Origin of the sequence: Clostridium porci (assembly GCF_009696375.1) — a bacterium.
Lineage (GTDB): Bacteria > Bacillota > Clostridia > Lachnospirales > Lachnospiraceae > Enterocloster > Enterocloster porci.
Window position 1 is genome coordinate 25,365 of record NZ_VUMD01000020.1, and the last position, 12,002, is coordinate 37,366.

General features: G+C 49.1%; 13 protein-coding genes. All 13 read left to right on the plus strand.

Annotated elements, in window-relative coordinates; all coding sequences use genetic code 11:
* The 13 genes from FYJ39_RS17220 to FYJ39_RS17280 all read left to right on the plus strand — a co-directional run bounded on the left by FYJ39_RS17220 (nucleotide 1) and on the right by FYJ39_RS17280 (nucleotide 11,978).
* On the plus strand, nucleotides 1-651 hold the full coding sequence (locus FYJ39_RS17220) for a precorrin-2 dehydrogenase/sirohydrochlorin ferrochelatase family protein (RefSeq protein ID WP_154473657.1): 651 nt from the start codon (nucleotides 1-3) through the stop codon (nucleotides 649-651).
* A complete protein-coding gene (hemC, locus tag FYJ39_RS17225) occupies nucleotides 644-1,633 on the plus strand; it encodes a hydroxymethylbilane synthase (protein ID WP_154473658.1) in 990 nt (329 codons plus the stop codon). Before FYJ39_RS17220 ends, hemC begins: the two co-directional genes overlap by 8 nt.
* A gap of 45 nt (nucleotides 1,634-1,678) precedes the next feature.
* Nucleotides 1,679-3,241 (plus strand): uroporphyrinogen-III C-methyltransferase, encoded by a 1,563-nt coding sequence (gene cobA, locus FYJ39_RS17230; RefSeq protein ID WP_154473659.1) that lies wholly within the window; start codon nucleotides 1,679-1,681, stop codon nucleotides 3,239-3,241.
* 21 nt (nucleotides 3,242-3,262) lie between these two features.
* Nucleotides 3,263-4,033 carry a GNAT family N-acetyltransferase gene (locus FYJ39_RS17235; protein ID WP_154473660.1) on the plus strand — a complete coding sequence of 257 codons (771 nt, stop codon included), beginning with the start codon at nucleotides 3,263-3,265 and terminating at the stop codon, nucleotides 4,031-4,033.
* Nucleotides 4,034-4,162: 129 nt separating this feature from the next.
* The gene (ylxM, locus tag FYJ39_RS17240) at nucleotides 4,163-4,507 is read left to right on the plus strand and encodes a YlxM family DNA-binding protein (protein ID WP_154473661.1); all 345 of its coding nucleotides are present in this window, start codon (nucleotides 4,163-4,165) and stop codon (nucleotides 4,505-4,507) included.
* A gap of 30 nt (nucleotides 4,508-4,537) precedes the next feature.
* Nucleotides 4,538-5,914, plus strand: a complete 1,377-nt coding sequence (gene ffh / locus FYJ39_RS17245) for a signal recognition particle protein (RefSeq protein WP_154473662.1) — start codon at nucleotides 4,538-4,540, stop codon at nucleotides 5,912-5,914.
* Between the two features lie 67 nt (nucleotides 5,915-5,981).
* A complete protein-coding gene (gene rpsP, locus FYJ39_RS17250; protein ID WP_154473663.1) occupies nucleotides 5,982-6,224 on the plus strand; it encodes a 30S ribosomal protein S16 in 243 nt (80 codons plus the stop codon).
* Nucleotides 6,225-6,246: 22 nt separating this feature from the next.
* The gene (locus tag FYJ39_RS17255) at nucleotides 6,247-6,474 is read left to right on the plus strand and encodes a KH domain-containing protein (protein WP_154473664.1); all 228 of its coding nucleotides are present in this window, start codon (nucleotides 6,247-6,249) and stop codon (nucleotides 6,472-6,474) included.
* A 69-nt stretch (nucleotides 6,475-6,543) separates the two neighbouring features.
* Complete coding sequence (gene rimM / locus FYJ39_RS17260) at nucleotides 6,544-7,056, plus strand: ribosome maturation factor RimM (RefSeq protein WP_154473689.1); 513 nt, start codon at nucleotides 6,544-6,546, stop codon at nucleotides 7,054-7,056.
* Nucleotides 7,057-7,124: 68 nt separating this feature from the next.
* Entirely contained in the window at nucleotides 7,125-9,179 is a 2,055-nt protein-coding gene (gene mutL / locus FYJ39_RS17265) for a DNA mismatch repair endonuclease MutL (protein ID WP_154473665.1), read from the plus strand.
* A gap of 40 nt (nucleotides 9,180-9,219) precedes the next feature.
* The gene (miaA, locus tag FYJ39_RS17270; protein ID WP_154473666.1) at nucleotides 9,220-10,179 is read left to right on the plus strand and encodes a tRNA (adenosine(37)-N6)-dimethylallyltransferase MiaA; all 960 of its coding nucleotides are present in this window, start codon (nucleotides 9,220-9,222) and stop codon (nucleotides 10,177-10,179) included.
* A gap of 57 nt (nucleotides 10,180-10,236) precedes the next feature.
* Nucleotides 10,237-11,547: a methionine gamma-lyase family protein gene (locus tag FYJ39_RS17275; RefSeq protein ID WP_235919876.1), complete on the plus strand. Its 1,311-nt coding sequence runs from the start codon at nucleotides 10,237-10,239 to the stop codon at nucleotides 11,545-11,547.
* A 179-nt stretch (nucleotides 11,548-11,726) separates the two neighbouring features.
* Nucleotides 11,727-11,978 carry a DUF4321 domain-containing protein gene (locus tag FYJ39_RS17280; protein WP_154473667.1) on the plus strand — a complete coding sequence of 84 codons (252 nt, stop codon included), beginning with the start codon at nucleotides 11,727-11,729 and terminating at the stop codon, nucleotides 11,976-11,978.
* Nucleotides 11,979-12,002 lie beyond the last annotated feature (24 nt).

The following is a 12,002-nucleotide window of genomic DNA, read 5'->3' on the forward strand; positions in this document are numbered from 1 at the left end:
ATGGGGTACTTTCCCTTTTTCGCAGAGATTGAAAATAGCCGGTGGCTGATCGTGGGCGGGGGAGCCGTAGCCTTTCGCAAGGCTGGGGAGCTTCTGCCCTTTGGCGTCCGTATACGTGTGGTTTCTTCTGAAATCAATCCTTCCTTTAACAAGCTGAAGGAAGATGGTCCATGGAAAGAGAGACTTATGCTAGAGGAACGGGATTTTAAGGAGGAGGATCTTGCCAATACCCAGTTTGTAATCGCGGCAACTTCTTGTCCGCAGCTGAACCAGCGGATCGCGCGGCTGTGCAGAAGCAAGGGGATACCTGTCAACGCGGCAGATGGCAAAAAAGAGTGTTCCTTTTTGTTTCCATCCCTTATAAAAGCTGGGGCCGTCACTATAGGTATTTCAACAGAAGGCACAAGCCCTGCTTTGGCTCGCTGCCTGAGAAAGCATTTATCTGCGGCCCTGCCCCAGGGGCTGGAGGATTTGGCTGAACAGCTGGGAGGTATCAGAGAGCAGATAAAGGAAGCCTTCCCCTATTCTCCAAAAGCCAGGTCGGCCCTATTCAGCCAGCTTGCAGAGGCTGGGCTGAACAATGGCTGTGTACTTACGGAGAAAATGATCCGGGAAATGATAGAGAGAAAGCTGGAAGAAGATCATGAGTAAAATCATCCGTATCGGCACCAGAAAAAGCGCCCTTGCCTTGATTCAGACGGAACTGATTGCAGAAGCCCTGGGAAGGGCATGGCCGGATATTGAGATAGAGATAGTGACAAAAGATACGCAGGGAGACAAAATACTGGACAAGCCCCTGCAGGAATTTGGAGGAAAAGGCGTATTTGTATCAGAGCTTGAGCAGGCCATTCTGGATGGAACCATTGACCTGGCTGTCCACAGCGCAAAGGATATGCCTATGGAGCTGGCGCCGGGACTGGCGCTTGTGGCTGTATCAGAGCGGGAGGACCCCAGGGATGTCCTGGTTACTCTGAAAGAAAGAAATAAGATGGGAAGGAAGCATACCGAAGGAGGTTATATCTCAGCAGCAGACAGCCGGCAGCAGACAGCTTTCAGCTGTCAAAAGTTCGTGATTGGCACCTCCAGTCCCAGGCGGCAGCTCCTTGCGTCTCTTTGGACAATCCCGTCCGGCCTTTGGCCTAAAAAGGCTCTTATCAGATGCGAAACCCTCCGCGGAAATGTTCCGACCCGCTTAAGGAAGCTTAAGGAAGGGAAGTATGACGGTATCATCCTTGCGGCCGCAGGGCTGAAACGGCTGGGCCTTCTGGAAGCAAAAGAAGAAAATCCCTATGAGTTCCACTTTCTTCAACCGGAGGTATTCATCCCAGCAGGGGGACAGGGGATAATGGTAGTAGAGGGGCTGGCCGGAAGCGAGGCGGCAGCTCTGTGCGCCTCTGTGGATAGCAGAGAAGGCCGCATATGTCTGACGCTGGAACGCAGGGTTTTGGAGCTTTTGGAGGCAGGCTGCCATGAGCCCATCGGCGTTTATTCCCAAATCTGCCAAGGGAAGGCCAGACTTTGGGGGATCAGCTCCAGAAAGGGCTGTATCAGACGGGTCTGTTTGGAAAGCGGCCTGACTCCACGGGAGCTGGAGCTTTTGGCACAGGAGGCTGCAGGGAAGCTAAGCCTGTAAGAGCCAAAGCCTTTTACAGTCAATCAAGGGGAGGAGCAACATAAAATGAAGAAACAAGGCAGGGTTTATCTGATTGGAGCAGGACCCGGCGATCCGGGGCTGATTACATTAAAGGGGATGGAGCTTTTAAAGACCTGCGACGCCGTTGTTTATGACCATTTGGCCTCGGATGCATTGCTGGAGTGGACACAGCCAGGCTGCAAACGCATATTTGTAGGAAAGCAGATAGGACATCACTCTATGAAGCAGGAGGAAATTAACAGCATCCTTCTGAATCTCGCGCAGGAAGGGCTAACTGTGGCCCGTCTGAAAGGGGGAGATCCCTTCGTCTTTGGACGTGGAGGTGAGGAGGCCCTGGCTTTGGAGCAGGCAGGGATTCCTTACGAATCAGTACCTGGAGTAACCTCTGCTGTGGCAGTTCCCGAATGTGCGGGAATTCCTGTAACTCACAGGGAAGTCAGCAGGAGCTTTCATGTAATTACAGGCCATACTCAAAGCGACAGGGACTGCCTTCCTCCGGATCTTGAGCTGTATGGAACGCTTCCCGGAACTTTGGTATTTCTGATGGGGCTAAAGCAGCTCCCTCTCATTGTGAAAGGCCTGATACAGGGGGGAAAGCCTTGTGAAACTCCGGCTGCAGTTATTGAAAAAGGGACTCTGCCAGATCAGCGTGTGGTACGGGGAAGCCTTATGAACCTGGAAGAAAAGGTAATGGAGGCTGGGCTTAAAACCCCTGCGATTATTGTAGTAGGCGAAGTGGCAGCCTATGAAATGTATTCCAGTCTGGATAAGCCTCTTTCTGGCTTACGGGTAGGAATTACAGGTACGGAGCATTTCGCAGGAAAACTAAAGGCCTCTCTGGAGGCAAAGGGAGCTCTATGTACATGGATTTATGCCATGGAACTAATTTCCAGAGAGAATACTGTGGAAATGAGGGAAATCTACAGAAGGCTGGATACCTATAGCTGGGTGGTCTTTACCAGTGCCAATGGGGTGCGGCTGTTTTTTCGTGGGCTTTTAAAAACAGGCCGTGATTTCAGGGCTCTGGGCGGTCTGAAATTCGCTGTAATTGGCTCCGGCACCGCTGAAAAACTGTATGAATATGGCTTTCGGCCTGATTATATGCCACATGAGTACAGTGCGAAGGCCCTGGGAAGGGGGCTGGCTCCTCTTTTAACCAAAGAGGATCATATCCTGATTCCACGCTCCCGGGGAGGCTCCAAAGAACTGATCAGGGAGCTGGAACGCTCAGAGGCGTCTCTTAAGGATCTGGTGCTGTACGAGGTAAAGGGCCGTAAACAGGCGGATGAGATAGGAAGGGCAGAACTGTATGATTATTTGGTATTTGCCAGTGCATCCGGTGTAACCTCATTTTTTGAAAACACTCAGTCACTGCTGCTCACCCTTCAGTCAGAAGAAAAAGAGGGCAAGACTCCAAAGCTGGCCTGTATCGGCCATATTACAGCCTCTGCCCTGGAGGCCATGGGACTGAAAGCGGATGTCACGGCAAAATCTTATGACATCCGGGGATTGGCAGAAGCCATCGAACGCTGTGCCAAAGGGCAGTCCGTCTCTGGCGCTTTAAAGAGAAGGGCAAAAAAAGGCTAGCAGGTAAAACAGGAGTGCAGTATGGTATATGAGATGAAAGAAACGAAAAAGCTGGCCCCTCTGTTTGAAAACTGGCAGGAAACACTTATTTGGTCCTGTCTGGACGGCTCCATGGGAAAGGCCTTTGTAACGGACTGCGATACTCCGAAATCAGCCCGGATTATCACGGCTGATTTCAGCTTTTTTGCAGGAAGGGCGGAGCGGGAGCTGGTTGCCTTCCGGCCGTCTCAGGTTACAGGAACTGTTAGTATCCTGGTGCCGGAAAACTGGAAGTGGGAGAGAATAATAGAGGAGATTTACGGTTCGGAGGCAGAGAAAATTACCCGGTATGCCACAAAGAAGGAGCCGGATGTTTTTGACCGTGAATATCTGGAAAGTCTGGCAAGAGGATTGACAGATAAACAGTACGAAATAAAGAAGATTGACCGGGCCCTTTATAATAGAATTTTATCCCAGGAATGGTCCAGGGATTTATGCGCACAGTTTCGGGACTATAAGGATTATGAAAGACGGGGCTTGGGGTTTGCTGCTCTTTGGAAAGGACAGACAGTAGCAGGAGCTTCCTCCTATACGGTATACAGGGGAGGGATAGAGATTGAAATTGATACCAGAGAGGATTTCCGGCGCAGGGGCCTGGCTGCTGCCTGCAGCGCAAGGCTGATCACGGAATGTCTGGACAGAGGCATATATCCCAGCTGGGACGCCCATACTCCTGTGTCTTTGGCTCTGGCCCGTAAGCTGGGATATAGCTTTGATAAAGCTTACACAGCTTATCAGATTACAGGAGGCTGAAAAAGCATCCTTTTTGAAGCCCATAGGCTTTGTAACTCTAAAAAGGCAATAAAAGTGAAAACGTAAAAATGTCAAGTTAAAACACTTGACAACTTTGCTCCGATCGTGTATGATAGCACAGGTGGTTGAATGGAAAAGATTGTAGAACAAGGCTTACTATATGATTTTTACGGTGAATTGCTCACAGCGCACCAGAGAAGGATATACGAGGACGTGGTATTAAATGATCTGTCTCCCAGCGAGATTGCTAAGGAACAGGGAATCAGCCGTCAGGGAGTTCATGATCTGATTAAGCGGTGTGACAAGCTGCTGGAGGAATATGAAGCCAAGCTTCAGCTGGTAGCCAAGTTTATGAAAGGCCGTGAGCTGGCAGCCCGGATGGATGAGCTGGCTGAGGAATGGGCCAGGACGAAAGATACATCCCTTATGATTCAAATCCGCCGGTTGTCAGGTGAAATTACCAGCGCTCTGTAAGACAGGCGCAGCCCCTAGGAGGTTTATTCCATGGCGTTTGAAAGCTTATCTGATAAATTACAACATGTGTTTAAGCATCTGCGAGGCAAAGGCCGCCTCACAGAAGCAGACGTAAAGGCTGCTTTAAAGGAAGTGAAGATGGCCCTCCTGGAAGCAGATGTGAGCTTTAAGGTAGTGAAACAGTTTGTAGGCTCAGTTCAGGATCGGGCGGTAGGTGAGGATGTGTTCGGCAGCCTGACTCCCGGTCAGACCGTTATCAAGATTGTGACGGAAGAGCTGGTCAAGCTTATGGGCTCTGAAACCACGGAAATTTCCTTAAAACCCGGCAACGAGATTACCGTTATTATGATGGCGGGCCTTCAGGGAGCAGGTAAGACGACCACTACAGTCAAAATTGCGGGGAAGCTGAAGGCAAAGGGGCGCAGGCCCCTTTTGGCAGCCTGCGACATCTACCGGCCTGCGGCCATCAGGCAGCTTCAGATCAATGGGGAGAAGGCAGGAATCCCGGTATTTTCCATGGGAGATAAGCATAAGCCTGTGGACATTGCCAGGGCTGCCGTGGAGCATGCCTCCAAAAACGGCATGAACGTGGTTATTTTGGATACAGCCGGCCGTCTTCATATCGACGAGGATATGATGGGGGAACTGGCCTCAATTAAGGAACAGCTGGAGGTGCATCAGACAATACTGGTGGTAGACGCTATGACCGGACAGGATGCTGTGAATGTGGCCGGAACCTTTCATGACAAGATCGGTATCGATGGCGTGATTCTTACAAAGCTGGACGGCGATACCAGAGGTGGGGCGGCCCTTTCCATCCGTGCTGTCACAGGACGGCCGATTTTGTATATTGGTATGGGCGAGAAATTGTCTGATCTGGAGCAGTTTTATCCTGATCGTATGGCCTCCAGGATTCTGGGTATGGGAGATATTCAGTCCCTAATCGAAAAGGCGGCGGCCGAGGTAGATGAACAGCAGGCAAAGGAATTGAGCCAGAAGCTGCGGAAAGCCGAATTTGATTATAATGACTTTCTGACCCAGATGCAGCAGATAAAAAAGCTGGGCGGTATGGGCAGCATTCTTTCCATGATGCCAGGTATGGGCAGCCAGCTTTCCGGTGCGGATATGGATGAAGGCGAAAAATCCATGAAGCGGGTGGAGTCGATTATTCTCTCCATGACAAAGGAGGAACGGGCAAATCCAAATCTTATCAATCCATCAAGAAAGCAGCGCATTGCCAAAGGCGCGGGAGTTGAGATAAGCGAGGTGAACCGTCTTGTGAAGCAGTTCGACCAAATGAAGAAGCTGATGAAGCAGATGCCAGGGCTTATGGGCGGCGGCAGGCGAAAGGGAGCTTTCGGAGGCTTGGGCGGGCTTTTAGGCGGAAAAATGAAAATGCCCTTTTAAGATTCAGTAGTCAGACAGGATGAACCTGTATGTCTAATATAAGAAAAATATGAGGAGGTGAAACCGCATGGCAGTAAAGATGAGATTAAGAAGAATGGGACAGAAAAAGGCCCCTTTCTATAGAATCGTAGTTGCAGATTCCAGATCTCCGAGAGATGGAAGATTCATTGAGGAGGTTGGTTATTATGATCCGACCAAGGAGCCAAGTGTAATCAAGTTCAACGAGGAAGCAGCCAAGAAGTGGCTGGCAACAGGTGCGCAGCCCACTGAAACCGTTGGAAAGCTTTTAAAAATCGCAGGCATCCAGTAATTGGTGTAAGTGAGGTGGAAGGATGAAGGAATTAGTAGAAGTGATTGCAAAAGCACTGGTGGAGAACCCTGGGGAGGTAGTTGTTACCGAAACCATGAAGGGTGAGGATACCTTGATTGAGCTTAAGGTATCTCCGGCTGATATGGGCAAGGTCATTGGCAAACAGGGCCGAATTGCAAAAGCAATCCGTTCCGTAGTCAAGGCCGCTGCATCCAAGGAAGACAAGAAAGTGATCGTTGAGATTCAGTAAGCAGGAACCGCCGGCAGACACGCCAGGCGGTTCATTTCTTAACAGGAGATACAGAAAGGTATGCAGAATATGGAAGATATGCTGAGAGTAGGCGTCATTGCCTCCACTCATGGAGTCAAGGGAGAAGTGAAGGTATTCCCCACAACAGACGACGCTGCCCGATTTAAACAGTTGAAGGAAGTATTACTTGACACAGGAAAAGAACGGTTGCCGCTGACTATTGAGCATGTGAAATTTTTTAAAAACATGGTTATCCTGAAATTCAAGGGATATGACAGTATCAACGACATCGAGAAATATAAATCAAAGGATCTGCTGATTTTCAGGGAAAATGCAGTGGAATTAGGCCCTGATGAATATTTTATTACCGATTTGATTGGATTAGAGGTAATGACTGATCAGGGGGAAACGCTGGGAGTCATGAAGGATGTATTAGAAACAGGAGCCAATGACGTCTATGTGGTGGAGCTGGAAAGCGGTAAGGAGCTTTTGGTTCCTGCTATCGGGGAGTGTATTCTGGATGTAAATCTGGAAGAGAGAACTATGAAAATTCATCTGCTGGAGGGGCTGCTGGAGCTGTGATTCCAGGCCTTCCCAGCTTCTGCCAGCGGTGAAGCCCCGGAGCTTCCTTATGTTTTAGGAGATAACCTATGTCAAATATAACCGTATTAGACCAGAATACAATCAATAAAATTGCGGCAGGAGAGGTCATTGAGCGTCCCGCCTCCGTAGTAAAGGAGCTTCTGGAAAATGCTATTGATGCCCAGGCCACGGCTGTAACAGTAGAGATAAAGGAGGGAGGCATCTCCCTGATCCGTGTGACGGACAATGGAAGCGGTATTCCAATGGAGCAGATACCGCTGGCCTTTTTGCGTCACGCTACCAGTAAGATTAAAACGGTTGAGGATTTATTTGTTATTTCCTCTCTGGGATTCAGGGGAGAGGCATTAGCCAGTATCGCTTCTGTATCCCAGGTGGAGCTCATAACCAAGACAAGCGATAGTCTTACAGGCTCCCGGTATCAGCTTGAAGGAGGCCTGAATGAAAAATTAGAGGAAATCGGAGCGCCTGAGGGAACCACTGTGATTGTGAGAAATCTGTTTTACAATACTCCTGCCAGAAGAAAATTTCTCAAGACGCCCATGACGGAGGGAGCACACGTGTCTGCTGTTGTGGAGAAGATTGCCTTATCCCGCCCGGATATCTCAATCCGTCTGATTATCAATAACCAGAATAAGCTTTATACCTCTGGCAATCATAATCAGAAGGATTTGATTTATACTGTTTTTGGACGGGACATAGCGGCAAACCTTCTTTGTGTCAGTGCGCAGGAGGATGAGGTAGGAATTTCCGGTTTCATTGGCAAACCTGTCATTGCCAGATCCAACCGGAATTATGAGAATTACTTCATCAATGGCCGCTATATTAAGAGCAGCATTATTTCTAAAGCAATCGAGGAAGCCTACAAGCCTTTTATGATGCAGCATAAGTATCCCTTCACTATGCTGCACCTGCGTATTGAGCCTGGGACCTTGGATGTAAATGTCCATCCTACTAAAATGGAGCTGCGTTTCTCAGACGGTGAGAAGATCTACCGTTCTGTTTTAAGGACGGTAGGAGCTGCGCTGGCTCACAAGGAGCTGATTCCTGAGGTGAGTCTGGAAGAGAGCAGTAAAAAGGATGGGAAGACTCTGGCAAAACATCTTGCTCCCAGACCGGAGCCCTTTGAGGTTAACCGCAGGGAGATACTGGGGGCAGGACAGAGGACTGAAGCTTATAACGGAGAACGTTCAGCTCCAGGGCAGCCTTTGGGAGTTCAGAGGGTCAGGGAGGACGCCAAAGTTTGTTCCCCATCCGTAGAATACAGCCAGGCTTCTTCCTTAAAGCCGGACTATCTCAATGAGACCACACCTGAATGGCTGAAGGAGCAGAACAACCGTCAGCTGAAAGAAAAATCCTCAATAGAAGCTTCAGACATCGTTCAGAATGCACAGGCAGCTTTCGCGGCAAAGCAGGAAAGTGCAGCTTCTGAGCCCGGGATTCTTCAAAAAGAGCCGAAGGTTCAGGCTCCTCCAAAGCCGGAGCAGCTGGAGCTTTTCGATGGAAAGCTTCTGGATGCAAGGTCACGGTCAAGACACAAGCTAATTGGACAGCTGTTTGCCACCTACTGGCTGATAGAGTTCCAGGATCAGCTATTTATCATTGATCAGCATGCGGCCCATGAAAAGGTGCTGTATGAGAAAACGCTGAATATACTCAAGACCAGGAAGTATGACACCCAGATGGTAGAGCCTCCTATTATCCTCACCCTTAATATGAACGAAGAAGTTCTGCTGAAAAAATATATGAGGTATTTCACGGACATGGGCTTTGAGATCGAGCACTTTGGAGGGAGGGAATACGCAGTGAGAGGAGTCCCGGCAAATCTGTTCTCAATTGCAAAGAAAGAGCTCTTGATCGAGATGCTGGACGGACTTTCAGAGGATATGTCCGTCCGCAATCCAGACATGATCTATGAGAAGGTGGCATCCATGTCCTGCAAAGCAGCCGTAAAAGGTCATATGACCTTGTCTGCGGCAGAGGCCGACAGTCTGATCGACCAGCTTCTGGAGCTGGAAAATCCTTACGCCTGCCCTCATGGACGGCCTACCATTATAGCCATGACAAGGTACGAGCTGGAGAAAAAATTTAAGCGTATTGTTTAGCTGTTATGCTACCGGCCTGCCTGAAAGGAGCGTATGCCATATGAAGCAGCCATTAATTATACTGACCGGACCTACAGCGGTGGGAAAAACGGATCTTTCCATAAAGCTGGCAGGAGCCATTGACGGAGAGATTATAAGCGCTGATTCCATGCAGGTATACCGCCACATGGACATTGGCTCTGCAAAAGTTACCAGGGAAGAAATGGGAGGGATTCCCCATTATCTAATTGATGTGCTGGAGCCGGATCAGGAATTTAATGTAGTTTCCTTCCAGTCCATGGCAAAGAAAGCCCTGAAAGAAATCTATTCCCATGGGCATATACCTATCATTGCCGGAGGCACAGGATTTTATATACAGGCCCTTCTTTATGATATTGATTTCACGGAAAATGACGGGGACAGCTCCATTCGGCGGGAGCTGGAAGCTCTGGCTGTTTCAGAAGGAGAGCAGGCGCCTCTGATTCTTCACAGCATGCTTCAGAAGGCAGATCCCAAAGCAGCCGCAGACATTCATCCTAACAATATCAAGCGAGTGATACGGGCCATTGAGTATTTCCGTCAGACAGGTGAGCGTATCTCCCTCCATAATGAGAGAGCCCACGCAAAGGAATCTCCCTACAATTTTCTCTACTATGTGGTAACGACAGAACGGGATCAGCTCTACCGGCGCATTGAAAACAGGGTGGATCGGATGCTGGAGCAGGGCCTGGTAGAAGAGGTGCAGAGGCTGAAGGCTATGGGCTGCCACAGAGGCCAGACCTCTATGCAGGGCTTGGGCTACAAGGAGATCCTGGATTATCTCAACGGAGAATGCTCCCTGGATGAAGCTATATACCGCTTAAAACGGGATACCCGCCATTTTGCAAAGCGGCAGCTTACCTGGTTTAAAAGAGAGAGAGATGTACACTGGCTTCATCTCCCTGATTTCCAGGGGGATCTGTCTTTGGCGCTGGAACGAATGATAGAGGATTGCATAAACCAGGGGATTGTGATACAATAACAAACCGATTGAGATATTATAGCATCCGGCAGCAGAGCGTAAGAAGGATGCCTTTGGATGGGGAGAGAGGATAATATGAAGCCAGGAAATAAAAATGACATGTATGAAAGCCTGGGCGTCAGTAAAGAGGCGCTGGATTTTGGAAGAACGGTCGAGGCGGAATTATATTCCCGTTTTAAGGACATAGACGAGACCGCCGAGTACAATCAGCTTAAGGTTATCAAGGGAATGCAGGATAACTGCGTCAGCGATATACACTTTGCGGCTACCACCGGCTATGGCTACAATGATTTGGGACGGGATACCCTGGAAAATGTGTATGCCAGCGTATTCCACGGTGAAAGCGCTCTTGTGCGCCCCCAGCTTGTAAGCGGCACCCATGCCCTCCATGTAGCTCTCTCAGGGAACCTTCGTCCTGGAGACGAGCTTCTTTCTCCAGTAGGGAAGCCCTATGACACCCTGGAGGAAGTCATTGGAATCCGTGAGTCAGCCGGTTCCCTGAAAGAATACGGAGTCACCTATCGTCAGGTGGATCTTCTGGAAGATGGAAGCTTTGACTTTGACAATATCGCAAAAGCCATCAATGACAATACAAAGCTGGTAACTATCCAGCGCTCCAAAGGGTATGCTGTCCGTCCCACTCTTTCCGTAGAGCGAATAGGGGAGCTTATTTCCTTTATTAAAAACAGAAAACCTGAGGTCATCTGCATGGTAGACAACTGCTATGGAGAGTTTGTAGAAACCATAGAGCCTATGGATGTAGGAGCCGATCTGATGGTAGGCTCCCTTATTAAGAATCCGGGCGGAGGCCTGGCTCCCATTGGCGGCTATATTGTGGGTACGCAGGAATGTGTGGACCGTGCCTCTTACCGCTTAAGCGCTCCAGGCATTGGAAAGGAGGTAGGAGCCAGTCTGGGTATGAACCAGCCTTTTTACCAGGGGCTGTTTCTGGCTCCTGCCGTAGTTGCAGGCGCACTCAAGGGAGCGATTTTTGCGGCCAATGTCTACGAACGCCTTGGCTTTGACGTAGCGCCAAATGGAAGGGAATCCCGCCATGATATCATACAGTCTATTACCTTCGGAACCCCGGAGGGAGTGATTGCTTTTTGTAAAGGGATTCAGAAGGCTGCTCCAGTCGATAGTTTTGTAACCCCAGAGCCCTGGGATATGCCTGGATATGACAGTCAGGTAATTATGGCAGCGGGAGCATTTATTCAGGGTTCTTCCATTGAGCTTTCAGCAGACGGCCCTATAAAGCCGCCTTATTCCGCATATTTTCAGGGAGGCCTTACCTGGTATCATGCAAAGCTGGGGATTCTGAAATCTTTGCAGCAGCTTCTGGATGATGGCGTTTTAAAGAAATTGTAATAAGATCATTTGTTTTTACAAAAATATTAAGATGACACTCTAACTATAATATGGTATACTGTGAACACTTGGCAGGGCCTTTACGTGCCTGGCAAGAACACATGTCTGAATACGCAGTGGATTTTTTCACAGAGTGTCCATGGCAGGCTTTAGTAATGAGAGGCGCCGGAGGAATACACATGCATTACAAGAATGTTTGGATATTATTAATTATGCTTCTTGCGGGAATTGTTCTGGGTGGATTTATGGGGCAGCTGGCCGAGGGTATTTCCTGGCTGGAATGGCTGAATTTCGGACAATCCTTTGGCCTGGATTCCCCTCTTGTAATCAATTTCGGAATTTTGGTCATTACCTTTGGGCTTACCATCAAAATTACCATGGCAAGCATCATAGGAGTGGCTCTTGCCCTGATTATTTACCGGTATATCTAACCGGTTCCCCATGTTTTCCAAACT